Source organism: Streptomyces sp. DH24 (genome assembly GCF_029813775.1).
Lineage (GTDB): Bacteria > Actinomycetota > Actinomycetes > Streptomycetales > Streptomycetaceae > Streptomyces.
This window is the reverse complement of the sequence record NZ_JARVKW010000016.1, coordinates 117,370-142,379: the sequence shown is the minus strand read 5'-3', so window position 1 is coordinate 142,379 and position 25,010 is coordinate 117,370. Positions and strand designations below refer to the sequence as shown.

At 73.4% G+C, this 25,010-nt stretch carries 19 protein-coding genes; 6 read left to right on the top strand and 13 right to left on the bottom strand.

The window, feature by feature from the left end; translation table 11 throughout:
- Positions 1–22: 22 nt before the first annotated feature.
- The 8 genes from QC282_RS15710 to QC282_RS15675 form a co-directional block, all read right to left on the bottom strand.
- Positions 23–295 (bottom strand): hypothetical protein, encoded by a 273-nt coding sequence (locus tag QC282_RS15710; protein WP_279550006.1) that lies wholly within the window; start codon positions 293–295, stop codon positions 23–25.
- 240 nt (positions 296–535) lie between these two features.
- Positions 536–1,465, bottom strand: coding sequence for a LysR family transcriptional regulator (locus QC282_RS15705; protein WP_279550005.1), 930 nt, complete (start codon positions 1,463–1,465; stop codon positions 536–538).
- 63 nt (positions 1,466–1,528) lie between these two features.
- The gene (gene fdhD, locus QC282_RS15700) at positions 1,529–2,365 is read right to left on the bottom strand and encodes a formate dehydrogenase accessory sulfurtransferase FdhD (RefSeq protein ID WP_279550004.1); all 837 of its coding nucleotides are present in this window, start codon (positions 2,363–2,365) and stop codon (positions 1,529–1,531) included.
- Positions 2,366–2,494: 129 nt separating this feature from the next.
- Entirely contained in the window at positions 2,495–4,786 is a 2,292-nt protein-coding gene (locus QC282_RS15695) for an FdhF/YdeP family oxidoreductase (RefSeq protein ID WP_279550003.1), read from the bottom strand.
- 233 nt (positions 4,787–5,019) lie between these two features.
- On the bottom strand, positions 5,020–7,353 hold the full coding sequence (locus QC282_RS15690) for an FdhF/YdeP family oxidoreductase (protein WP_279550002.1): 2,334 nt from the start codon (positions 7,351–7,353) through the stop codon (positions 5,020–5,022).
- Positions 7,354–7,411: 58 nt separating this feature from the next.
- Entirely contained in the window at positions 7,412–7,930 is a 519-nt protein-coding gene (locus QC282_RS15685) for an SRPBCC family protein (protein WP_279550001.1), read from the bottom strand.
- 259 nt (positions 7,931–8,189) lie between these two features.
- Positions 8,190–10,142, bottom strand: a complete 1,953-nt coding sequence (locus tag QC282_RS15680) for an NAD-binding protein (RefSeq protein ID WP_279549999.1) — start codon at positions 10,140–10,142, stop codon at positions 8,190–8,192.
- Positions 10,143–10,259: 117 nt separating this feature from the next.
- Positions 10,260–11,522, bottom strand: a complete 1,263-nt coding sequence (locus tag QC282_RS15675) for a sodium:proton antiporter (RefSeq protein WP_279549998.1) — start codon at positions 11,520–11,522, stop codon at positions 10,260–10,262.
- 367 nt (positions 11,523–11,889) lie between these two features.
- On the opposite strand from QC282_RS15675, the gene QC282_RS15670 reads away from it, so the two are divergent.
- Positions 11,890–12,426, top strand: coding sequence for a MarR family transcriptional regulator (locus tag QC282_RS15670; protein ID WP_279549997.1), 537 nt, complete (start codon positions 11,890–11,892; stop codon positions 12,424–12,426).
- 547 nt (positions 12,427–12,973) lie between these two features.
- On the opposite strand, the gene QC282_RS15665 is transcribed toward QC282_RS15670, so the two are convergent.
- Positions 12,974–14,692, bottom strand: a complete 1,719-nt coding sequence (locus tag QC282_RS15665; RefSeq protein ID WP_279549996.1) for a SpoIIE family protein phosphatase — start codon at positions 14,690–14,692, stop codon at positions 12,974–12,976.
- A gap of 215 nt (positions 14,693–14,907) precedes the next feature.
- Positions 14,908–15,588 (bottom strand): class I SAM-dependent methyltransferase, encoded by a 681-nt coding sequence (locus QC282_RS15660; protein ID WP_279549995.1) that lies wholly within the window; start codon positions 15,586–15,588, stop codon positions 14,908–14,910.
- Positions 15,589–15,831: 243 nt separating this feature from the next.
- Here QC282_RS15660 and QC282_RS15655 point away from each other — a divergent pair, with 243 nt between their 5' ends.
- From QC282_RS15655 to QC282_RS15640, 4 genes are all read left to right on the top strand, one after another.
- Positions 15,832–18,255: a phosphoketolase family protein gene (locus QC282_RS15655; RefSeq protein ID WP_279549994.1), complete on the top strand. Its 2,424-nt coding sequence runs from the start codon at positions 15,832–15,834 to the stop codon at positions 18,253–18,255.
- A 247-nt stretch (positions 18,256–18,502) separates the two neighbouring features.
- Positions 18,503–19,504 (top strand): alpha-L-glutamate ligase, encoded by a 1,002-nt coding sequence (locus QC282_RS15650; RefSeq protein WP_279549993.1) that lies wholly within the window; start codon positions 18,503–18,505, stop codon positions 19,502–19,504.
- A gap of 273 nt (positions 19,505–19,777) precedes the next feature.
- Entirely contained in the window at positions 19,778–20,584 is an 807-nt protein-coding gene (locus tag QC282_RS15645; RefSeq protein WP_279549992.1) for a beta-phosphoglucomutase family hydrolase, read from the top strand.
- A 69-nt stretch (positions 20,585–20,653) separates the two neighbouring features.
- Positions 20,654–23,026, top strand: coding sequence for a glycoside hydrolase family 65 protein (locus tag QC282_RS15640; protein ID WP_279550027.1), 2,373 nt, complete (start codon positions 20,654–20,656; stop codon positions 23,024–23,026).
- Between the two features lie 202 nt (positions 23,027–23,228).
- Here the strand turns inward: QC282_RS15640 and QC282_RS15635 are convergent, their stop codons facing one another.
- The 3 genes from QC282_RS15635 to QC282_RS15625 form a co-directional block, all read right to left on the bottom strand.
- Entirely contained in the window at positions 23,229–23,579 is a 351-nt protein-coding gene (locus QC282_RS15635) for a hypothetical protein (RefSeq protein ID WP_279549991.1), read from the bottom strand.
- Between the two features lie 83 nt (positions 23,580–23,662).
- Entirely contained in the window at positions 23,663–24,028 is a 366-nt protein-coding gene (locus tag QC282_RS15630) for a DUF6479 family protein (RefSeq protein ID WP_279549990.1), read from the bottom strand.
- A gap of 37 nt (positions 24,029–24,065) precedes the next feature.
- The gene (locus QC282_RS15625; RefSeq protein WP_279549989.1) at positions 24,066–24,470 is read right to left on the bottom strand and encodes a ChaB family protein; all 405 of its coding nucleotides are present in this window, start codon (positions 24,468–24,470) and stop codon (positions 24,066–24,068) included.
- A 124-nt stretch (positions 24,471–24,594) separates the two neighbouring features.
- Here QC282_RS15625 and QC282_RS15620 point away from each other — a divergent pair, with 124 nt between their 5' ends.
- A complete protein-coding gene (locus QC282_RS15620) occupies positions 24,595–24,966 on the top strand; it encodes a ferredoxin (RefSeq protein WP_279549987.1) in 372 nt (123 codons plus the stop codon).
- Positions 24,967–25,010: the final 44 nt, after the last annotated feature.

Sequence of the window (25,010 nt, the reverse complement as noted above, 5' to 3'; positions counted from 1 at the left end):
GCGGAGCGGAAGGGCTCGGCGGCTACATGGCCGCTCGTTCCTCGCGGATCTCGCTGACGCCGGCGAGGAGAGTACCTTCCGACTGCTCGTAGTGGGACAGGGCGAGGCCGAGGCCGAAGAACGTCGGCGCCCATTCGCCGATGAAGATTCCCCACCGGTCGGCGCGGGCGATGCCGGCGCCGGGCTCGGCCTTGAGGGACGTCATCCAGGTGGCGACGGAGAGGCCGATGGACGCGAATGCGGCCATGTAGGCGTGCTCGCTCCGCATGCCCATCTCGTGCAGCTTCTTGATCATGGCTATCCCTTGGGGGTGAGGGGTCAGGATCTCCCTCAAGAGTCGCCCGGATGGTGCGGCCCCGCATCCGGAGCCCCGCTCCCGGGCACTGCGGGCTCCGTGGGACGGTCGTCCGCGACGCCGGACCGGCCGGAACCCCGCCCCGCACCGGCATCCTGGCAACCGCCGTCCACCCCGTCGTCGGCATCGTCGGTGGCCGAGGCGCCCGCCCCGCACCTGCCGGTGGACCGGTCGGCCGTCCTATCGCGGTCCGGGATCTCCCGGGACCCGGTCCAGGGCGGCGGCGACATCGGTCCGCCGGGCGATGTCCGTCAGGGCGCGGGCCAGGACCGAGCCCGGCTCCCGCGCCGTGACGACCAGACCGACCGGCACGGTCCGGGCCGGCCCGGTCAGCGGCACCGCCCGCATGCCCGGCGGGACACCGAACACATGGAGCCAGGTGTGCGGCACGACGCTGGCCCAGCGGCCCGTCCTGACATGCGCGAACAGCGAGGCCACCGAGTCCGTCTCGACCCGCGGCGACGGCCGCACCCCGGCCTCGGCGAACACCTCGTCCAGCACCCGGCGGCCCTGCATGGCTTCGTTCAGCAGGCACAGCGGCAGCCGCGCGGCCTCCGCCCAGGTCGCCGCGGCCGGATGCGCGCGGCCGTCGGACGTGCTGGTCAGCAGCACGTACCGCTCCTCGTACAACGGGACCGCCTGGAAACCGTCCGAAAGACCCTTGTGCAGATAGGTGATCCCGGCGTCGATCTCGAAGTTCTGCAACTGCCGGAGGATGTCGTCCCACTGGAGGTCCGCCATGACCTCCACGGTGACCAGGGGGTGCGCCGCGCAGAGCGGGGCCGTCAGCTGGGAGACGGCACCCGACGCGGTCGGCACCGCACCGATCCGCAGCCTGCCGCTCAGCCCGGTCCGCAGGGCGCCGACCTCGCTCCTGAGGGCGTCGCGGTCGGCGAGGATGCGCTGCGCCCACACCACGATGCGCTCGCCCTCGGGCGTGAGGCCCTCGTACGTGCGGCCACGCCGGACCAGCGGTACGTCCAGCTCGTCCTCCAGCTTCCGGATCGCCTCGGAGAGCGCGGGCTGGGAGACGTAACAGGCCTGGGCGGCACGGGCGAAATGGCGCTCCCGCGAGAGGGCCACCAGATACTCGAGTTGACGGAACAGCACTCCACGGGTGTACCGGACGGTCCGGCGCGGCGCCAATCGGCGTCACCGCGGCGCGGCCGCCGGTCAGGACACGGGCACGGGCTCAAGGCGCCCGGCGCCGCTGTAGACGTTCATCGAGGCGCCGCGCAGGAAGCCGACCAGGGTCAGCCCGCTCTCCTCGGCCAGGTCCACCGCGAGCGACGACGGGGCGGAGACCGCCGCCAGCACGGGGATACCGGCCATCACCGCCTTCTGCACCAGCTCGAAGGAGGCCCGGCCGCTCACCATCAGAACCGTCCCGCGCGACGGCAGCAGCCCCGACCGCAGCGCGTGCCCGACCACCTTGTCCACGGCGTTGTGCCGGCCGACGTCCTCCCGCAGGCAGAGCAGTTCCCCGTCCGCCGAGAACAGCCCGGCGGCGTGCAGTCCGCCGGTGGTGTCGAACACCCGCTGGGCGGCCCGCAGCCGGTCGGGAAGGGCCGCCAGCAGCTCGGGTCCGACGCGCAGCGGGTCCTCGGCCACGGACCACGCCGCCCGGGTGCGCACCGCGTCCAGGCTCGCCTTGCCGCACAGCCCGCACGAGGAGGTGGTGTAGAAGTTCCGCTCCAGGGACGCGTCGGGGGCGGGCACACCCCGGGCCAGGACGACGTCCACCACGTTGTAACTGTTGCCGCCGTCGGCGGTGACGCCCGCGCAGTAGCGGATCCCGGCGACCTCGTCGCAGGCGTGGACGACACCCTCGCCGACGAGGAATCCGGCGGCGAGGTCGAAGTCGTCGCCCGGGGTGCGCATGGTGACGCTGAGCGGACGCCCGCCGACCCGGATCTCCAGCGGCTCCTCGGCGGCCAGCGTGTCCGGCCGGTGGGAGGCCACCCCGTCCCGGATGCGCAGGACCTTCCGTCGTACGGTCACTCGTCCCATGGTCCGTTCCTCTCCTCGCGGCGTCGGTCGGGCGGTGTGCGGGGCCGGTCCGGTGGGCCGGCCGGGCCGCGCGCCGTGTGCCGGAACCGGCCCCCCGGCCGCGGGCGTGCGGGGTCGGTCCCGTTCGGCTCAGCCGGGATCGCGGGCGGGTTCCAGGCGGATTACGACGCCCTTGGACGTCGGGCAGTTGCTGAAGTCGGCGACGCTGTCCAGCGGCACGAGGACGTTGGTCTCGGGGTAGTAGGCCGCCGCGGAGCCCCGGCTGGCGGGGTAGGCCACCACCCGGAAGTTCTCCGCCCGGCGCTCCCTCCCGTCGTGCCAGACGCTCACCAGGTCCACCTCGGCGCGGTCGGCGATGCCGAGGTGCTCCAGGTCGGCCGGGTTGACCAGCACGACACGGCGGGCGTTGTGGATGCCTCGGTAACGGTCGTCCGGCGCGTACCAGACCGTGTTCCACTGGTCGTGCGAGCGCAGCGTCTGGAGCAGCAGATGCCCCTCGGGCACGTGCGGCATCGTGAAGTCGTTGCAGGTGAAGACGGCCTTGCCGCTCGGGGTCGGGAAGACCCGCTCGTTCACCGGGTTCGGCAGCCGGAAGCCGCCGGGCACGGCGACCCGGGCGTCGAAGTCCTCGAAGCCCGGCACGACACGGGATATCCGGTCCCTGATGGTGCCGTAGTCGGCCTCGAACCGCTCCCAGGGGATGGCCGGTTCGTCCCCCAGGGTGCGGCGCGCCAGCCGGCTGACGACGGCCACCTCGCTCAGCAGGTGCGGGGAGGCAGGCGGGAGCTTCCCGCGCGAGGCGTGGACCTCGCTCATCGAGTCCTCGACGGTGACGAACTGCTCGACGCCGTTCTGGACGTCCCTGTCGCTGCGGCCGAGCGTCGGAAGGATCAGGGCGGTGTCACCGCAGACCGTGTGCGAGCGGTTGAGCTTCGTGGAGACGTGCGCGGTGAGCCGGCACCTGCGCATCGCCTCCTCCGTGACCGCGCTGTCGGGGGTGGCGCGCACGAAGTTGCCGGCGACGCCGAGGAAGACCTTGGCGCGGCCCTCGTACATGGCCCGGATGCCGTTCACCGCGTCCAGACCGTGACGCGCGGGCGGCGTGAACCCGAACTCGCGCTCCAGGGAGTCGAGGAACTCCTGCGGCACCCGCTCCCAGACACCCATGGTGCGGTCGCCCTGCACGTTGCTGTGGCCGCGCACCGGGCACACTCCCGCGCCGGGCCTGCCGATGTTGCCGCGTGCCAGCAGGAAGTTGACGACCTCGCGGATGGTGGGGACGCCGTGCTTGTGCTGGGTGAGTCCCATCGCCCAGCACACGATGATCCTCTCGCTCGCCAGGACCCGCTCGAAGACCTGCTCGATCTCGTCGCGGGTCAGGCCGGTGGCCCTGAGAACGTCCTCCCAGGAGGTCTTCCGGGCGTGCTCGGCGAACGCGGTGAAGCCGGTGGTGTGGGCCGCGATGAAGGCGTGGTCGAGCACGGTGCCCGGGGCGGCGTCCTCGGCCTCCAGGAGCATCCTGTTGAGGGCCTGGAACAGGGCGAGGTCGCCGCCGGCGCGGATGTGCAGGAACTGGTCGGCGATCGCCGTGCCTCGGCCGATGACCCCGCGCGCCTTCTGCGGGTTCTTGAAACGCATCAGCCCGGCCTCGGGCAGGGTGTTGACGGCGACGACCTGACCGCCGTTGCGCTTGGTCTCCTCCAGCGCCGACAGCATCCGCGGGTGGTTCGTGCCCGGGTTCTGCCCGACGACGAAGACCAGGTCGGCGCCGTGGATGTCGTCCAGCGAGACGCTGCCCTTGCCGACGCCGAGCGTCTCCTGCATCGCGTAACCGCTCGATTCGTGGCACAGGTTGGAGCAGTCCGGCAGGTTGTTGGTGCCGTAGGCGCGGGCGAACAACTGGAGGAGGAACGCGGCCTCGTTGTTCAGCCGGCCGGAGACGTAGAACAGGGCCTCGTCGGGAGAGTCGAGCGCCCTGAGCTCGCGGGCGAGCAGTTCGAGCGCCTCGTCCCACCCGATCGGCTCGTAGTGGGTCGCGCCGGGCCGCTTGACCATGGGCTCGGTGAGGCGGCCCTGCTGGTTGAGCCAGTGGTCGGACATGCCGTCCAGCTCGGCGATCGAGTGCTCCCGGAAGAAGTCCCGGGTGACGCGCCGCGAGGTGGCCTCGTCGTTGATGTGCTTGGCACCGTTCTCGCAGTACTCGTTCCTGTGCCGCTTGCCCGGCGCGGGCTCGGGCCAGGCGCAGCCCGGGCAGTCGATGCCCTCGGCCTGGTTGATGTTGAGCAGCGTCAGCGCCGTGCGACGGGGGGACGTCTGGGCCAGGGAGTACTCCAGCGCGTGCGCCACGGCGGGGACGCCCGCCGCCCAGGTCTTCGGTGGCGTGACCGACAGGTCGTCGCCCGGGTCCGCGATGCTGCTCATTTTCTTGTCCGCCTCTTTCCGACTCTTTCCGAATCTCCGGATAGCAGTGAGGCAAGCAGCTTCCTGAAATTCCCGACGGCGTGTCAAAGCGTCATTTCCGATGACGTGATCGGAGCGGCTTATCGACCTGTCGGCGCCCTCGTGAACCGCGCGTTCGCCAGGCTGGACAGGCGCCGCCGATCACGTCGTCGGAAATGGCTCTGCGCGAGGCCGGGGGAATTCTCCGAACGTTTTCAGCGAGTGGTCGGGGCGGTCGGGGTGTCCTGCCCGGCCCGCACGGCGGCCGTCGGCTCCAGCCGGACCACGATGCCCTTGGCGGTCGGCTGGTTGCTGGTCTCGGCCACGCTGTCCAGCGGCAGCAGGACGTTGGTCTCGGGGTAGTACGCGGCGGCGCAGCCGGGGGACGTCGGATACGGGACCACCTCGAAGCCCTCCGCGCGGCGCTCCACGTCGTCGGCCCACACGCTCACCAGATCGACGCGCAGCCCCGCCTCCAGACCGAGCCGGGCCATGTCCTGCGGGTTCACCAGCACCACGTGGCGGCTTCCGTGGATGCCGCGATAGCGGTCGTTGTCCGTGTACGGGATCGTGTTCCACTGGTCGTGGGAGCGGAGTGTCTGGAGCAGCAGACAACCCTCGGGGGCCTGCGGCATCTCCCAGGCGTTGCAGGTGAACAGGGCCTTTCCGGTCGGTGTGGGATACACGCCCTCGTTGACCGGGTTGGGCAGCCGGATGCCGCCGGGGCGGGCGACGCGCTGGTTGAAGTGCTGGAACCCGGGCACGACGCGGGAGATCCGCTCCCGGACGGCGCCGTAGTCGGCCTCGAACTCGTCCCACGGAATGCCGGCCCTGCCGTCGAGGGTGCGGCGCGCCAGCCGGCAGATGATCGCGACCTCGCTGAGCAGCACCTTGGAGGCCGGTTCCAGGCGCCCGCGGGAGGAGTGCACCTCGCTCATCGAGTTCTCCACGGTGACGAACTGCTCGCCGGTGGCCTGGATGTCACGCTCGGTGCGGCCCAGGGTAGGCAGCACGAGCGCCGTCCGGCCGCACACCGTGTGGGACCGGTTCAGCTTGGTCGAGATGTGCGCCGTGAGCCTGCACTGCCGCATGGCGTCCTCGGTGACGGGACTGTCGGGGGCGGCCCGCACGAAGTTGCCCGCGACACCCAGGAACACCTTGACGCGGCCTTCGCGCATCGCCCGGACGGAGTTCACCGCGTCGAGCCCGTGGGCGCGCGGCGGGTCGAAGCCGAACTCCCGTTGGAGCGCGTCGAGGAAGGAGTCCGGCATCCGCTCCCAGATGCCCATGGTGCGGTCGCCCTGGACGTTGCTGTGTCCGCGCACCGGGCAGGCGCCGGCTCCCGCCTTGCCGAGATTGCCGCGCAGCAGCAGGAAGTTGACGATCTCCCTGATGGTGGGCACCGCGTGCCGTTGCTGTGTGACACCCATGGCCCAGCAGACGATGACGCGTTCGCTGCGCAGGACGTCGTCCCGGACCGCCTCGATCTCGCCGCTGGTCAGTCCGGTCGCGGCGAGGACGTCGTCCCAGGCGACGGTCCGGGCGTGCCGGTCGAACTCCTCGAAGCCGCTGGTGTCGGCGCGGATGAAGTCGTGGTCGAGCACGGTGCCCGGCCGGGCGTCCTCCGCCTCCAGCAGCAGCCGGTTCAGGCCCTGGAACAGGGCGAGGTCGCCGCCGCTGCGGATGTGCAGGAACCGGTCGGCGATCTCCACGCCGTGCCCGATGACGCCGCGCACCTTCTGCGGGTTCTTGAACCGCAGCAGCCCGGCCTCCGGGAGGGTGTTCACAGCGATGACGCGGGCGCCGTTGTCCTTGGCCCGCTCCAGGGCGGAGAGCTGCCGCGGATGGTTGGTTCCGGGGTTCTGTCCCACCAGGAAGATCAGGTCGGCGTGGTGGAGGTCCTCCAGGGCGACCGTGCCCTTGCCGGTGCCCAGGGTCTCGTGCAGGGCGTAACCGCTGGATTCGTGGCACATGTTGGAGCAGTCGGGCAGGTTGTTGGTGCCGAACGCCCGGGCGAACAGCTGCAGGAGGAACGCGGCCTCGTTGCTGACCCGGCCCGACGTGTAGAACACGGCCTCGTCCGGGGAGTCCAGCGACGTGAGCTCCTCGGCCAGCAGGCCCAGGGCGTCGTGCCAGCTGATCGGCTCGTAGTGGTCGGAGCCGGGCCGCTTCACCACCGGCTCGGTCAGCCGGCCCTGCTGGTTGAGCCACAGGTCGGAGCGCCGCCCCAGTTCGGAGACGGGGTACCGGCGGAAAAAGTCGGCCGTGACGCGCCGTGACGTCGCCTCGTCGTTGATGTGCTTGGCGCCGTTCTCGCAGTACTCGTTGCGGTGCCGGTGTCCGGGGGAGGGATCGGCCCAGGCGCAGCCCGGGCAGTCGATGCCGTCCACCTGGTTCATGGTCAGCAGCGTCACCCCGGTCCGGCGGACCGTCGTCTCGTCGAGGGAGTACTCCAGGGCGTGCGTCACCGCGGGCATCCCCGCCGCCCACGTCTTGGGCGGGGTGACGGTGAGGTCTTCGACCGGCTCTTCGCGCGGTGCCTTCTTCATCGGGCGTGCCTCTCGCTCTGTCACTCTCGGCCGACCGGTTCCGCAGCCGGCGGGACTCTCAGCCGACGGGCCAGTGGGGGACCCGGCTCCTGGGCGGCCGCGCTTCCTGCGGCTGGACGTGGCCGTCGCGGATGACGCCCCGCCAGGCCCCGACCTCCTGGCCCAGGCCCTCGATGAACTCCTTGAAGTGGCCCAGCTCGGCCCGCAGCACACGCTCCGTGAGCCCGGGAGCGCGGGCGAGGAGCCCCGTGACGCGCCGCTCCCCGAAATGCATCCGTACGACGACTGCGGTACGGTCCGCCGCCGTCGCGCGGAACGACACCTCACCGTGGTGACCGGAACGCCGGTCCAGGCTCCGCCACACCACGAGGGAGTCGGGGACCTGCTGCACGATCTCCGCGTCGTACGCGTACCGGAGCGGGCCGAGCCCGATCACCCAGTGGGTGAGATTGGGCCGGATCTGCTCGACGGACTTCACCGCGGTCATGAACCGCGGAAAGCTCTTGAACTGCGTCCACTGGTTGTAGGCGGTGCTGACCGGCACCGCCACGTCGACGGTCTCTTCAACTGTGATCATCGGCCCACCTGTCCTCGGGCACTGCTGTCCCCAGTGTCACCGGGTGTCCAAGGAGCCGCCATGCGAACGTGGCGCGTCGCGCTCGCCGTATGGGCATGTACGTGTCCTGCCAGTGCCGCCGCAGGCTGTCCGCCGGCACCCGCCCGTCGTCCGCCACGTCCGCCCGACCTCCTCGCCCGTCCCGACCGGTCCTCGCACGCGCGTCCAGCCCGGAGCGGAGGGGACGGGAACGGCGGGCGAGGGGCGTGCCGTACGTGCGCTACGCGTCGGCCGGTCGCGTCCCCAGCCGGGGCTGCCTGCCGAGGAGCTCGGCCAGTCCCTGCCGGGTGGTGGCGAGCACGACCCGGTCCTGGGGCCGCAGGACATAGCCGGGATGCAGGTCCCACACCAGTCCGGCGGGGCGGTCCGCGCCGTCCCGCGCCGGGGCCGCGGCCAGGTCGGGCAACCGCTCGTCCGGCGCGGCGGTGTCCAGCGCGAGGACGCGCCACGCCCCGGCCCGGAACGACTCGGCGACCGTGCGCCCCTCCAGCTGCGGATGCCCGGCCACCTCCAGGGCGGCGAACAGCAGCACCCGGCGCTCCACCGGGATGGCGCCCAGGATCTGGCGGCCCATCATGGCCCCGGCGAAGGCGGGCGCCGCGAGGGTGGAGACGCTGCGGCTGCGGGTGAGGGCGTGCGGGTGGGCGGCGCGCAGCGTCCGGTAGACGACCGTGGCGAAGTCGTCGTCGTACAGGCGCAGCGCCACCCGCAGGCCCGGCTCGACGGAACGCGCGTACAGGGCCGCTTCCAGGTTGGTGGTGTCGCTGCTGGTGAGGGCGAGCAGGGCGTGCGCACGGTGGATCTTCGCGGCCTCCAGGACGCCTTCCTGGGTGACGTCCCCGATGACGGTCGGCACGCGCAGACGGCGGGCGAGCGGGACGCCGCGTGCCTCGGGGTCCTCCTCCACGCACACCACGGGGATGTCGAGCTCCCTCAGCCGGGCCAGGACGCGGGTGCCGACCTTGCCGAGGCCGAGCAGGACGATGTGCCCGGACAGGCCGCGCGGCGGGCGGCGCAGCGCGGATGCCGTGCGGAAGGTGCCGAACGCCTCCAGGGCCGCCGCGAGCAGCACGGGCAGGATCAGTAACCCGGCGAGCCCGGACAGCAGTTGGATCACCTGGCGGGCCAAGGGCTGGTCCAGGGCCGGGTCGCCGATGGCGAACAGGTCGAGCAGGGTGAGGTACGCCGCGTGCAGCGGATGGTCGCCGGTGGTCAGCCAGGACGCCACGGCGAGGCCCAGCACGCAGCCGACGAGCCCGGCCAGTGACCAGCGCAGCCTGCGTGAGAACAGCGAGGTGAGCGGCGCGACCCGCCCCGCCAGCCGGCCCGGTGGCTCGGTGGCACCGGTGTGCGTGACGGTTTCGAGGACCACGGTGCCGCGGCCCGTCGCCGCGGCCACCGTGCGGTCGTCGGGCAGCAGCAGGGGCCCCGCCGCGCCGCTGGCGTCCGAGCCCTCCGCGCCGGCCGGGTCGCTGGCGGTGGCCGACAGCAGGGCCAGCGTGCACAGGCCGGGGTCCGCCACGTCGCCGTGGGCCGGCGGGGTGCGTTCCACGGCGCGCAGCAGCAGGCCGTCGGCCTGGACGACCTTGCTGGTGCCGGCGACGGCGGTCGCCGCGAGCGCCGGGGCCGCCGTGTCCGCGTCCGACAGGACCGTGGTGGAGGTGTCCAGGGCCTCGGGGTCCAGGCCGGGAACGGCGAGCGCGGCCGCCTGGTCGAGGAGTTCCTCCAGGTGCTGGCCGAGCTTGCGGTTGTACAGCCGGATCACCAGGCGCAGCCGCGGGTTGAGACGCCGGGCCGCCAGGGCGGCGCGGATGTTCGTCTCGTCGTCGTCGTGGACCAGCGCCAGCGCGGCCGCCTCGCGCACCCCTGCCTCGGCCAGGACGGCCTCGGTCGGCTCGGGTGCCTCCAGCAACCGGGGGGCGCCCGGCTCCCCGTCGGCGGCCACCGTTCGCGTGCGGGGGCCGAGGACGGTCTGCACCCGGCCGAGGAGTGCCCCGGCCCGTGGGCGCCCGGCCAGGTCGGCGCGGTGCCCGGACGGGACGACGAGAGTCACCGACTCCCGGTACACCGTGACGAGTTCGGCGGCCAGCCGCTCGGCGAGCGCGTCGTCACCGGAGACGATCACGTGCCCCGGCCCCGGGCTCGTGCGCGTCGGCTGCGGGAAAAGAGCCATGTCGCTCCCTCGGTCGCTGTTCGGGCGAGCGCGGACCGGCCCTTCGTGAACCGGGCCGTCGCGGATCGGGCGGGGGCGCGCCGGTGCGGCCGCGACAGCGTGGCCGCACCGGCGGGTTCACCTCTCGCCGCGGTCGGTCTTCCCGGCCCTCGCGGTCTCCTCGGCCTCCGCCGCGCCGCGGGGCGGGGTGTCGCCGCCGGCCACCCCGGCGAGGTCGTCGACGTTGAAGAGGCGGGCGATCGGCACGTCCGTGCTGCTGTGGGCGATGATCGAGAAGGCGATGCACACGGCGATCAGCGTGAAGGCCTCCTCGCCCTGCGGGATACCGGCCTGCAGCACCAGCAGTCCGTACACCACCGATGCGAAGCCCTTCGGCCCGAACCAGGCCGCGACCAGCTTCTCCCGCCGGTCGAACCGGGTGCCCAGCAGCGACAGCAGCAGCGACGCCGGGCGGATCAGCACGATGGCCAGGACCACGGCGACGTAACCGCCGAACGACAGGTCGCCGAACAGGTGCGGCGTCAGCAGCGCGCCGAAGACCAGCAGCGCCGCGAACTTCGCCAGCTCAGCCAGCGCCTCGCCCAGCGGCTCGAACGCCTCCTTCGCCTCCAGCGAGCGCGCGGTGAGCACGGCGCCCGCCGAGAACGCCGCGAGGTAGGGGTTGGCGTGCGTGAGGTGGCAGGCCGCGTACAGGATCACGCCGATCGCCAGCGGCAGCAGCGGCTGGAGCTTCGGCTCGGCGCCCAGCAGCCGGAACCGTACGAGCTCGACCACCAGGAACGGCAGGGCGACACCGAAGAGCAGCCCGAGGAACAGCTCCAGCGCGATCTTCCCCAGGGACGCCTCGGCGTGCCCGGACGTCGGGCCGGCCGCGGCGATCAGCACCAGGACGACCGGCAGCGCGAGCCCGTCGTTGATGCCGCTCTCCACGTTCAGCAACTGCCGCAGCTTCGCCGGGACTTCCTTGCGGCCGACGATCGCGGAGGCGAACACCGGGTCGGTGGGCGCCAGTACCGCGCCGACCAGGAAGGACGTCGTCCAGTCCAGGCCCACCAAGTAGTGCGTGATCAGGGCCGTGCCGATGAGCGCGAGCGGCATGCCGAGGGCGAGCGCGCGGGCCGGGTTCCGCCAGTTCTCGCGCAGCTTCGGGAACGAGACGTGCATGCCGTCGGTGAACAGCACCGCGAACAGCGCCAGATCGGCGGTGACCGACACGATCTCGCTGTCCGGCGTGATGTGGATCAGGCCCAGGAAACCGTCGCTGACGAGCGCGCCGCCCACGAGGAAGAGGAACGACGTGGACAGTACGGTCCGGGCGGCCAGCCCCGACAGCAGCACCGCGATGAGCAGTGCCACCCCGAACACCACGACAAGCACCATGACCCGACCCCCGATCGGCGAAAGAGACTTCTGACCACAACGCCGACCAGGCTTCCCGGCACACCGCTGCGAACCTTATACGGACTTGACGCGGCACTGACAGAGCGCCCCCGCGCAGTGCGGCGGCCCGTACATTGCCGGAACCCGGCACCGGGCGCGACCGACACGAAGTCACTCACGAGCCGGACGGCGCTGTCCTGGATGCCGGTCGCGGTGATGGCCGGGGTGGCGGTCGCCGACGTCGTGGCCGGGCCGGACGTCGGTTTGCTCCCCGGCGACGAGCGCGTCCACCTGCTGTGAGATCCCGGCGGCTCCGGCGCGGCAGACCTGTGAGATCCCGGCGGCTTCGGCGCGGTAGAAAGGTCCCATGTCGGAGCGCGCCGCCCCCGCCGGGGCCCTGGACGATGTCGATGCGGTGACCCGTGCCGTGCTGACCGCCTCCCGGCTGCTGGTGGCGGTGTCCGCGCGTTCCCTCGGCGAGGTCGAGGAGCGGGTGACCCTCCCGCAGTTCCGGATGCTGGTGGTGCTGGCCACACGCGGCGCGACCAAGCTGGTCACGCTCGCCGAGCTGCTCCAGGTGGCGCCGTCCACGGCGATGCGGATGGTGGACCGGCTGATCGCGGCCGGGCTGGCCGACCGTCGGCTGAACCCGCGCAACCGGCGCGAGACGCTGCTGCGGCTCACCGACGAGGGCCGTCGCACGGTCGAGGAGGTCACCGCCCGGCGCCGCGCCGAGATCGCCACGATCGTGGAACGGCTCGGACCGGAGCAGCGTGCGGCGCTCGTCGACGCGCTCACCGCCTTCACCGAGGCCGGCGGCGAACCCCTCGCCCCGGCGGCCGACGACGTGGGAGCACACCCGCTGGGCTGGTCCGCGGACGTCCCGGCGGTCCGGGACGCCTGACGTCTCCCGATGTCACCGGAAAGGGGCGGGCCGCGCCCGCTGTGGCGGCGGTCGAGGGCGGGCCGGGTGCGGTCTCGGCCGGGGGCCGCTGTCTGTGCTCGGTGAGCGGTCCCGGGGGCGTACCGCTCAAGGTCCGCATCCGGCGCGGCTGCGGACCCGCCACGCGTCCGGGCGTCGCGCTCGCCGTCGTGTACGAAGCGGAGGGACGGGTGCCGCCGCGCGGCGTGCAGACCGGGGCGGCGCCCCGGGCCTCGTCGGCGACCTGGGCGGCTGGGCCGCCGCGCCGGTCACCGCGTGCGCGGTCGCGGTCGTCCGCTCCCACCGGATGACCCGGACCGTCCCGTCCGGCCTTCCCGCCGCGACCGGAGCAGGGCACTCGCAAAGGACGGGAACGACCTCCCGCTGACCGGGAGGCGGAGGCATCGACCGTCGGGGCAGCGGGCGCGCCGGGCGGCGACGCCGACGGAAAGGAGCGCGACGGACGCCGACGCGTGGGGGCCCGGAGCCGTGAGGCCGACGACGAGGAACGCGTCCGCCCGCGCCGGATTCACTCCTCCGGCAGCTCCAGCTCGAACCACACCACCTTGCCGGTGCTCAACCGCGTCGCGCCCCAGCGGTCGGCGAGCTGGTCGACCAGCCACAGGCCCCGGCCGCCTTCGTCGCTCAACTGGGCGTGGCGCATCCTCGGCACCTGCGGCGCGTCGTCGCCGACCTCGCAGCGCAGGACGTCCGTGCGCAGGATCCGCAGACTGATGGGCCGGGTGGCGAAGCGCACGGCGTTGCCGATCACCTCGCTGACCAGCAGTTCGGTCGTCTCCAGCAGGGGGTCGAGCTGCCAGCGCCGCAGCGTCCTGCGGGCCAGCCTGCGGGCCTGGCCGGCGGTGCGCGGGTGGGGAGCGAGGTACCAGTACGTGACGGTCTCCGGCTCCACGCCTTCCAGCCGGGCGGCGAGCAGCGCCACGTCGTCGTGCCGCTCGCGATGGCCCAGGGTGCGCAGCGCCTCGTCGCACAGCGACTCCAGGGGCGGCGGCCCGCCGGGGTGGGCGGCGGTGTGGTCGTCCAGCCGGGTGGCCAACTGCTCCACGCCCGTCTGCAGGTCCGACCCCCGGGACTCGACCAGGCCGTCCGTGTACAGCATCAGCGTCGCCCCGGGCGGCGCCGGCATCTCGGTCGACTCGAAGGCGCAGCCGCCGACCCCGATCGGCACCCCGGTCGGGATCTTCATGATCTCGGCGGTGCCGTCCGGGCGCACGAGCAGCGGTGGCGGATGGCCCGCGTTCGCCATCAGCAGCCGCTGCTGTACGGGGTCGTACAACACGTACAGGCAGGTCGCCATGTGCTGACCGCCCAGTCGCTCCGCCTGTTCGTCCAGGTGGTGCAGGATCTCGGCCGGGGGCAGGTCCAGCCCGGCCAGCGTCTGCACGATGGTGCGCAGCTGGCCCATGATCGCCGCCGACGTCACGGAATGCCCCATCACGTCGCCGATGACGAGGGCCACGCGGCTGCCGGGCAGCGGAATCGCGTCGTACCAGTCGCCGCCGACCTGCGCCGTGCGTGAGGCCGGGAGGTACCGGCTGGCGAGCCGGACTCCGGTCGGCTCGGGCAGCGACTGGGGCAGCATCGTGCGTTGCAACGCGTCCGCGACGGACGCCTCGTGCCCGTGGCGCACGGCCTTGTCGATGCCGAGGGCGGCGAGCGTGGCGAGCTGGGAGGCGACGAACAGGTCGTCCTCGGCGAACGCCGGCCGGTGCGCCTCGCGCGTCAGGACGACGACGCCCAGGGCGTGGTCGCGGCCGAGGAGCGGGGCGACGATCGAGCGACGTCCCCGCGGGCCCGCCTCGGACCCCAGCATGTCCTGCAGGGTGGCGGCACTCGCCGGGGAGTCCCCGAACACGGGCCGCCGGCCGCGCAGCAGTCCGGCGAGCCGTCGGGTGACCGCCGTGGGCAGGGCGTCTCCCAGGCGCGCCGTGCCGTGCGCGCGCAGCACGGTGGGGGTGTCCGGCGCGCCGTCGGCCAGCGGCTGGGGGTGACGCAGGAAGACGTGCACCCGGTCGGCGTACCCGGGCACGGCCGCGGCGGTCAGCTCGTCCAGCGTCTCGTCGAGCTCCATGGAACGGGCGATGCGCCGGGTCGCCGCGTCCAGGAAGCGCAGCCGGTCCGCGCGGGCCCGCTCGCCCGCCGCGCGAGCGGCGTGCCCTCCCGCGCCCCGGATGCGGACGGGCGGGCCGCCACGCTGCGGGGAGCCCGCCCCGTCCGGCCGTGGCATCCCCTCGCCACGGCCGACGGCCGCGACCGGTGGTTCCCCGCCCTGCCCGCCGTGCGGTGGCGACGGCGCGGGGGAGAGGGCCCGTGCCGCGGAGCCGTCCGGGCGGCCGGATCCGTCCGCCTCACTGCCGGGGTCCGCGTGTGCCGAGCGGTGTTGCGTCACGCGTGTCCTTCCCTCTGTGCGGTGCCCGCGCGGCGGGCAGGGAACCGGGTGTCTCAGTCGAGTCGCCTGCAGCGGAGGAAGATGTGCTCCTCGGGGTGCACTTCGGTGCTGGCCGGGGCGTACGTGTACGAGGTCTCGTCGACGACCTCGAAGCCCGCCGACTCCACCACGCGGCGCAGGTCCTCGCGGAGATAGCCGGAGACCCGGATACGCCGCCCCAGGAACGGGATCGGGTAGTCGTCCACGTCGGCCTCCACCATGGACAGGGCGAGCAGCCCGCCCGGCGCCAGCAGGTCGCGGACCGTGCGCAGCGCGACGGGGATCTCGGCGCGGGGCAGCATCAGCAGCGAGAAGAAGGCCACGGCCGCGTCGAAGCGCCCCAGGTCGAGAGGACCGCCCGGCCGCAGGTCCGCTATGTCGGCCTGGTGGAACGTCGCGTCGGGCACGTGCGACGTGGCCAGCGCGACCATGCGGGCCGAGAGGTCGATCCCGACGACGTCCAGGCCGGCCCCGGCCAGCTGACGCGCAGTGGGCAGTCCGGTACCGCAGCCCAGATCCAGCACGCGGGACCCGGCGTCCAGGGAGCCGACGAGCCACTCGGCGGCCGCGAGCTGCCCCTCCTTGTGCGGGAAGGCCTCGTCGTAGCGGTCGCCGATGACGTCGAAGGCCTCGGCCTGGCCCGTGCGGTCGAGCTGCAGGTCGCCGTATTCGAGACGGCCAGCGGGGTCACTCATCTGTGATATCCACCCTTAAGGGCTCGTGAGGTGATTTTGTCATACATTGCACGATTGCGAGATGTGCGGGGCCGGGCACGAGGGAGCAGGGCCCGCATCCCGGAGGCACGACCTTATTGCCCCGCTCGCGGAAACTCCCGTGGTTCGCCCGACCAGCTCTGCCGGGTACCCGGCAAACGGCACAGGCCGGGACGTACGGACCGCCGCACGCCCGGCCGCCCCCGATCAGGAAGGCAACCCCCGATGCCCGCCGACCCGCAGCAGGCGCCCGCCCCTCCTCCAGGCTCCGGCCGGGGGGACCCCCGTCCCACCGCACTCACCCACGACGAGCTGAGGGCGCTGGACGCCCACTGGCGCGCCGCGAACTACCTGACCGTCGGCCAGATCTACCTCATGTCCAACCCGCTGCTCACCGAGCCGCTGCGCCCGGAGCACGTCAAACCCCGGCTGCTCGGCCACTGGGGCACCTCGCCCGGACTCAACCTCGTGCACACCCACCTCAACCGGGTGATCAAGGCCCGCGACCTGGACGCGCTGTGCGTGTGGGGGCCGGGCCACGGCGGCCCCGCGGTGGTCGCCAACTCCTGGCTGGAGGGCTCCTACACCGAGACGTACCCCGACGTCACACGGGACGCGCCCGGCATGGCGCGCCTCTTCAGGCAGTTCTCCTTCCCCGGAGGCGTGCCCAGTCACGTCGCGCCCGAGACACCCGGCTCGATCCACGAGGGCGGCGAACTCGGCTACGCCCTGTCGCACGCCTACGGCGCCGCCTTCGACAACCCGGACCTGCTCGTCGCCTGCGTCATCGGCGACGGCGAGGCCGAGACCGGCCCGCTGGCCGCCTCCTGGCACTCCAACAAGTTCCTCGACCCCGTGCACGACGGGGCCGTCCTGCCGATCCTGCACCTCAACGGCTACAAGATCGCCAACCCCACGGTGCTCGCCCGGCTCCCGGAGAGCGAGCTCGACGACCTCCTGAAGGGCTACGGCCACGACCCGATCCACGTCACGGGCGACGACCCGGCCGCCGTGCACCGCGCCATGGCCGAGGCCATGGACCTGGCGCTGAACCGCATCACCGCCTTCCAGCGCGCCGCCCGCGACGACGGCGCCACCGAACGGCCGCGCTGGCCCGTGATCGTGCTGCGCACCCCGAAGGGCTGGACCGGCCCCGCCGAGGTCGACGGGCTGCCCGTGGCGGGCACCTGGCGCGCCCACCAGGTGCCGCTGGCCGCCGTCCGGGACAACCCCGAGCACCTGCGGCAACTGGAGGCCTGGCTGCGCTCGTACCGGCCCGGGGAACTGTTCGACGAGCAGGGCAGGCCCCGCCCTCCGGTGCTGGCCTGCGTCCCGGACGGCGAACGCCGGCTCGGCGCCACCCCGCACGCCAACGGCGGACTGCGTCTGCGCGAACTGCCCCTGCCCGACCTGGAGTCGTACGCCGTCGCCGTCGGCAAACCCGGCGCCACCCTGCACGAGCCGACCCGCGTCCTCGGCGACTGCCTGGAGGACGTCATGCGCGCCACCGCCGACCGGCGCGACTTCCGCCTCGTCGGCCCCGACGAGACCGCCTCCAACCGGCTCCAGGCCGTCTACGGCGCCAGCGGCAAGGCGTGGCAGGCGCAGACCCTCCAGGTCGACGAACACCTCGACCGGCACGGACGCGTGATGGAGATCCTCTCCGAACACACCTGCCAGGGCTGGCTGGAGGGCTACCTGCTGACCGGCCGGCACGGACTGTTCTCCTGCTACGAGGCGTTCGTGCACATCGTCGACTCCATGGTCAACCAGCACATCAAATGGCTGCGCGTCACCCGCCGGCTGCCCTGGCGCGCCCCCATCGCCTCCCTCAACTACCTGCTCACCTCGCACGTGTGGCGCCAGGACCACAACGGCTTCTCCCACCAGGACCCCGGCTTCGTCGACCACATCCTCAACAAGAGCCCCGAGGCCGTACGGGTCTACCTGCCGCCGGACGCCAACACCCTCCTGTCGGTCGCCGACCACGCGCTGCGCAGCCGGGACTACGTCAACGTGATCGTCGCCGGCAAGCAGCCCTGCTTCGACTGGCTGCCGATGGACGCCGCCCGCGCCCACTGCGCACGCGGCGCCGGGATCTGGGACTGGGCCGGCACCGAGGACGGCTCCCGCGACCCCGACGTGGTCCTCGCCTGCGCCGGTGACGTGCCCACGCAGGAGGTGCTCGCGGCCGCCCGGTTGCTGCGCGAACACCTGCCGCACCTGGCCGTGCGCGTGGTCAACGTGGTCGACATCGCCCGGCTGATGCCCGGCGAGGAACACCCGCACGGCATGAGCGACTTCGAGTACGACGGGCTGTTCACCCGCGACAGGCCGGTGATCTTCGCCTACCACGGCTACCCGTGGCTGATCCACCGCCTCGCCTACCGCCGCACCGGCCACGCCCACCTGCACGTGCGCGGCTACAAGGAGATCGGCACCACGACCACGCCGTTCGACATGGTGGTCCGCAACGACCTCGACCGCTACCGGCTCGTCATGGACGTCGTCGACCGCGTCCCCGGCCTCGCCGTGCGCGCCGCCGACGTACGGCAGCGCATGGCGGACACCCGTATGCGCCACCACGACTGGATCCGCGTCCACGGCACCGACCTGCCCGAGGTCGCCGACTGGACCTGGGACGGCTGAAGCACGCCACACGGCCGGAATCCGCCCTGCTCACAGCGGGTGCCACAGGGCGCACGGGCGGGGCGGACCGGCGCAGGGACGGGAGCAGAGCAGCGGTCGGCCGTGCGCCCTGGCAGGGCACCCGGCGGGCACATACATTGAGGCCCCCGCCGATGACAAGCCCACGCGAGACGCACCACCCGCAAGTCGCTCGGGCCGCGTCGCCCAGGGCGCGGCCGATGCGCGTCGATCGTCGCTGGAGGCTGCTGTGTCCCGACCCCGCGTCGCCCTGATCGCGGACCCCACCTCGTCCGAAGGCTGCCGGGAGTACCTCGCCCAGGCCGTCGAACTGCTCACCGGCGCGCCACCGGTCCGCGTGGCCGCCCGGCACTTCGCCGCCGGCGGAACCGGCCGCGCGACTCCCGCCGGGGGCCGCTTACGGCTCCAAGTGCCCGAAGAGGAGCTGGATTTCGTGCCCGACGTCGTCCTGCTCTACGAGATCCCGCCGCACCGCCGGGCCGGACTCGCCGCGTTCCAGGACCTGCTGCACGGGCACGGCGCGGTGACGCTCGACGCCGGCCCGCAGGCCTGGCGGACGGCGACCGAGAAGGACCTGACCGTCGCACGCCTCCAGCAAGACGGCGTCGCCCAGATGGAGACCGTCGTCCTGTCCCGGCCCACCCCGGCTCAGGCCCGGGCCGCCTTCGACAGGCTCGGCGGCGACACCTGGGCCCGGCCCGTGGTCGGCACCGGCGGCGACGACACCTTCCACGTCACCACCACCGACGCCCTGGAACACGCCACCGCCTTCTACGCCCGGCGCGGCACCGACTGGCTCCTGTCCCGCGACGCCGGGAACTTCACCGCGGGCGGCGCCCGCCACCAGCTGCGGGTGTTCGTCCTGCACGGCCGCGTCATCCACGCCCGCGAGCACGTCCAGCCCGCGCCCGACACCCCCTGCAACACCTGCCGCGGCGCCACCCCCGTACCCCTCGCCCCCGCCGACCTGCCCCCGCACCTGGCCTCACTCGCCGTCGCCGCGACCGCCTCGGTCGGCCTGCCGTTCGCCGGTGTCGACCTGGCGCCCGAGAACGGCGGGGTCGTCTTCGAGGTCAACGTCCACCCGGCGTTCGTCGACGGGGAACTCGACAAGGTCGCCGTGCCCTACGTCCGGGCCCATCTGGACGCGCTGGCCCGGGGCCGCGAGCGGACGGGGGTGCTGCCGCGCCAGGCCGGGGAACCCAGGGCCACGGGCGCGTCCACCGTCTGACGGACCGCGGGAGCGGCACGACACGGCGGCGGGAAGGACCCATCCGCTTCTCGCGGATCCGGATTGCGCGGTGCACGGCTCGAGGCCGCTTCTCCGCGTCTTCACACACGGGTCCTTCCCGTCTCCCTTCAGCAGACCACACCCGCCCCGGAACCGCCAGGGCCGTCCGGCCCGCCCGGCTGCGCGCGGCCCGCCGACGGTGGACGCTGGTTCTGCACGCATCCGACAGGGCCCGCGAACCGGCCCCCGACCCGGCGAAAGGCGGTGCGGACGATGGAGCAGCCCGCGCACCGCACCGGCACCACCGGAACGTCCCCCGACGTGCTCGCCGCCGAGCTGCGCGACGTGCGCGGCGTCGTCTTCGACACCGACGGAGTGATCACCGACTCGGCCCGGGTGCACGCCGCCGCCTGGAAGGAGGCCTTCGACGCCTACCTGCGCGCACATCCGCCCCCCGACCCCGCCCTGCGGCGCCCGTTCGACGTGCGGGACGACTACCTGCGGTACGTGGACGGCAGGTCCCGGCTCGACGGCGCCGCCGCGTTCCTCGCCTCCCGCGTGCCCGACCCCTCCCACGAGGCGGTGCGTGCCGTCGCCGAGGCGAAGGAGGCCCTGTTCACCCGGCGCCTGCGCGAGGACGGCGTCGACGCCTACCCGGGCACGGTACGGCTGGTGCGGGCCCTGCGCCGGGCCGGCGTCCCGCGCGCGGCGGCGTCCGCCTCCCGGCACGCCGGCGAGCTGCTGACCCGGGCCGGGGTACTCGACCTCTTCGACGTGCTCGTCGACGGCGGCGAGGCGGCCCGTCTCGGCCTGCCGGGCAAGCCGCGCCCCGACCTCTTCCTGGAGGCCGCGCGGCGGCTCGGCGTCCCGGCCGGGAGCGCCGCCGTCGTCGAGGACGCGCTGGCGGGCGTGGCGGCGGGCCGGGCCGGAGGGTTCGCCCTCGTCGTCGGGGTGGACCGCGCCGCGAGCGAGGAGACCCGGCAGGGCCTGCTGCGGCACGGCGCCGACCTCGTCGTACGCGACCTCGCGGAACTGCTCGACACGGCCCGCGGCGGCCGGCGACCCGGCCCGGGCGAGTGAATGAGGAGCACCGACGTGACGGAACCGACCGAACCGACCGAACCGGTGAAGGCACCGGAACCGGCCGAACTGCCGGACCTGACCTGGGAGTACGAGGGCTACGACCCGGTCGAGGAGCGGCTGCGGGAGTCCCTGTGCACCCTCGGCAACGGCTACTTCGGCAGCCGGGGCGTCCTCCCCGAGTGCACCGCGGACGACGTGCACTACCCGGGCACCTATGTGGCCGGCTGCTACAACCGGCTCACCTCCGAGGTGTCGGGCCGCCGGGTCGAGAACGAGGACATGGTCAACGTGCCCAACTGGCTGCCCCTGCGGTTCCGCCTCGCCGGAGGGAAGTGGCTGACCCCGGACACCGCGCCCGTCCTCGACCACCGTCAGGTCCTGCACCTCGGCCCGGGCGTGCTGGAACGCCGCACCCGGTTCGACCTCGGCGACGGCCGCGCACTCGCCGTGCGCCAGCAGCGGCTCGTGCACATGGCCGACCCGCATCTGGCGGCGCTGCGCACCGAGTTCACCGCCGAGGGGTTCTCCGGCGAGCTGGAGGTCGCGGCGGCCCTCGACGGCGGCGTCACCAACGACGGTGTGCCCCGCTACCGGGACCTGGACGGCCGCCACCTGACCCACGTGCACGCCGGGACCGCCGCCCCCGACCGGGTGTGGCTGCGCTGCCGCACCCGCACCTCCGACATCCGCATCGGCATGGCGTCCCGCGTCACCGCCGACGGCGCGCCCCTGACCATCCGGCACGAACCGCCCGTCACCCGGCAGCTGGCCCGGCTGCGCCTGACGGACGGACGGACCGCCACCGTCGACAAGACCGTCGCCCTGCACACCTCCCGCGACCCGGCGATCAGCGACCCGCTGTACGCCGCGGTCGACCGGGTCGGGCGGGCGCCCGGCTTCGACGCGCTGCTGGCCTCGCACCGCACGGCCTGGAACCAGCTGTGGCGGCGTGCCCGGCTCGACGTCCCGGGCGACGCCGGACGCATCCTGCGGCTGCACCTCTTCCACGTCCTGCAGACGCTGTCCCCGCACACCGCCGACCTCGACGTCGGCGTGCCCGCCCGGGGACTGCACGGCGAGGCCTACCGCGGGCACGTCTTCTGGGACGAGCTGTTCGTGCTGCCCTTCCTCAACCTGCACTTCCCCGAGGTCGCCCGCGCCCTGCTGCGCTACCGCCACCGGCGCCTGGAGCGGGCCCGCACCGCCGCCCGCGACATCGGCCGCCGGGGAGCGCTGTACCCCTGGCAGAGCGGCAGCGACGGCCGGGAGGAGACCCAGCAACTGCACCTGAACCCCCGCTCCGGACGCTGGCTGCCCGACCACACCCACCTCCAGCACCACGTCGGCTCGGCCATCGCGTACAACGTGTGGCAGTACTGCGAGGCGAGCGGCGACGCCGAGTTCCTGCACACCAAGGGCGCCGAGATGATGCTCCAGATCTCCCGGTTCTGGGGCGACTCGGCCTCCTGGGACAACACCCTCGGACGGCACCGCATCCTGCGCGTGATGGGCCCCGACGAGTACCACGACGCGTACCCCGGGGCCACCGAACCCGGCCTGGACGACAACGCGTACACCAACGTCACCGCCGCCTGGGTGCTGTCCCGGACGCTGGAGCTGCTGGACACGCTGCCCGAGCCGCGCCGGCGTGAACTCGTCGAGCGCATCGGCCTGGGGGACGACGAGACCGCGCGCTGGGAGGAGGTGTCGCGCACCCTGCACGTGCCGTTCCACGAGGGTGTCGTCAGCCAGTTCGAGGGCTACGGCGACCTCGCCGAGCTCGACTGGGACGGCTACCAGGAGCGCTACGGCGACATCCGCCGGCTGGACCGGATCCTGGAGGCCGAGGGCGACACCGTCAACCGCTACCGGGCCTCCAAGCAGGCCGACGTGCTGATGCTCGGCTACCTGTTCTCACCCGGCGAACTCCAGAACCTGTTCCGGCGGCTGGGGCTGCGGCTCGACGAGGACACCTGGCGGCGCACCGTCGACCACTACCTGCACCGCACCAGCCACGGCTCGACGCTCAGCGGCCTGGTGCACGGCTGGGTCCTGGCCCGCGCCCGCCGCGCCGAGGCGTGGAAGTTCTGCCAGGAGGCCCTGCGGGGCGACATCGCCGACGTGCAGGGCGGCACCACCGGCGAGGGCATCCATCTGGGCGCCATGGCCGGCACCCTCGACCTGGTGCAGCGCGGCCTCACCGGTATGGAGACCCGCGGTGGAGCCCTCTGGCTCGACCCCGTGCCGCTGCCGGAGCTGTCCTCCTACGGGTTCTCCGTCCGCTACCAGGGCCACTGGGGCGTCCGGCTGCGGCTGGAGTCCGGACACATGGAGGTCACCGTGCCGTCCTCCGACCTGCCGCCCATCGACCTGCGACTGCCCGGCCGCGCGGTCCGCCTGGAGCCCGGCGGGACGACCACGCTCGCGCTGTCCGACTGAACGCGCCGGCCGGGGGCGCAGTCCCGGGGGCGGGGCAGGCAAGCCGGGCGGCCGGGCCCGCCCCGCACCGCGCCGGATCGGGAGGCGAGCGCCGGTCCGGCCGGCGGCGCGTCCACACACGCCGAAGGGCCCGGGCGACTGCCCGGGCCCTTCCGTCGCCGTGCCGGAAAACGGCGGACCTGCGCCACTTCGCGGACACGGCCTAGGTGCGGTCACCCTTCGGCTTGCCCCGCTGGTCCGGGGTGCCGTGCGGCGGCGGGCTGAACGGCTCCGGCGACGTCGCCGGCGACACCGGCGAACCCGCACGACCGGAACTGCTCTCGGGCCGCAGCGCGCCCGGGTCACCGGACGTCGGCTCGGCGCCGGACCGCAGCTGCTCCAGGCGGGCGGTCAGCAGCTCCGTCACAGGGAGCCGGTCGGCGTGCGACCGCTCGTAGGCGAGCAGGTCCTCCACCTCCTCGGCGGACAGCGACCGCACGCGGCTCTCCAGTCCACCGAGGGGCAGATGGTCGTAGTCGGGCAGCGGCAGGGTGTTGCGGGCGGGGTCTGCCATGGTTCTCACTCCCTCTGTGCGACGGCTTGCACGACGCGGCGACGGCCTCACGTGCGACCGGGTGCGGTCGCGGTCCGGCGCGGTCAGCGGCCGCCCGGGCCGCCACTGCCGAACGAGCCGCTGCTGCCGTCGTTCCAGCGCGGCCGGTCCGCCGACGGGTCCGTGCGGCTGCCGGAGTTGCCGTGGGCCGGCAGGTCGTGCGGCAGGATCCGCTCGTCGCTGCGCGGCATCTCGTCCGGCGCCCGGTTCTCCCGCACCTCGCGGACCGGGCCGTCGGCGGGCAGGTGCGGCTGCTCCTCGCGCCGGGGCCGTCGTGACTCGCGGCGCATGACGCGAACTCCGAATACGAACGCGCCGATCAGTACCGCGACGACGATCAGTCCCGCCACCAGCAGTCCGCCGCCGACCGCACCCCGACCTGCGGCGATGTCCATCGATACGGTGTTCATGGGCGGCGAGTACCCCGGCCGCCCGGCATGAACCCGATCACCGCGACCGGGCCGCGCGGGTCTTGGCGCGGTTCGCCTTGCGGATCGCGTCCAGCAGCTCCGCCTTCGACATCCGCGAGCGTCCGTCGATGCCCAGGTCACGGGCCAGGTCGTACAGGTGCCGCTTCGACGCCTGCTCGTCGACGCCCTCACCGCTGCGGCCGCCCTGCCCGCGGGGTCGTGCCGACCGCGGGTCCGAGGGGCCCTTGCGGCCGGCCTCCTTGCGCTGCCAGTGGTCGCCGACCTTCTCGTACGTGTGCTTCAGCGCTCCGAACGCCACCCGGTGGGCGCGCTCGCCCTCGCCGTACTGCTCCACCGCCGAGTCGTGCGCCTTGATCCAGGTGCGCTGCGCGTCCCTCGCGGACCGCTCCAGGGTCGACGGGAGCTCCTGTCGTCCGGGCACGGGACCCACCTCCGTCCGTCGTCGGGCCGGTGCGCCCCGAGTGCCCGGCACCCCGCCGCGAAAACTGGCCGGAACCCTTGGGACCACCGGGTTTGACGCCGTCGGCGACGGCTACCCGCGCCGTGTGACCACGACATCCCAGCAGGAGCTCTTCCGGTTCCTGGAGGACCGCTTCGCCTGCGCTCAGGCGTGCACCGAGTGCGCCAGGGCGTGCGCGCTGCGCGCGAGCCTCGTGGAGCCGGACGGGAGCGAGAAACAGGAACTCGTACGACGCAAGGCGATCATGTGTGCGGAGGTGTGCGACGCGACGTGCCGAGTGCTCTCCGAACAGAACCAGGTGGACGAGGGCGCCATCCGCATGCAACTGGAGTGGTGCCGCACCGTGTGCCTGGAGGGCGCTCAGGTCTTCGACGACCACCCGGGCGCCGAGGACACCGCGAAGGCCTGCCGCGAATGCGCCCAGGCCTGCACGGACTTCCTGGCCACGCTCAGGTGACGCGGGAAGGGCCGGCCGGACACCGCCGGCCGTCCCTCCCCGCA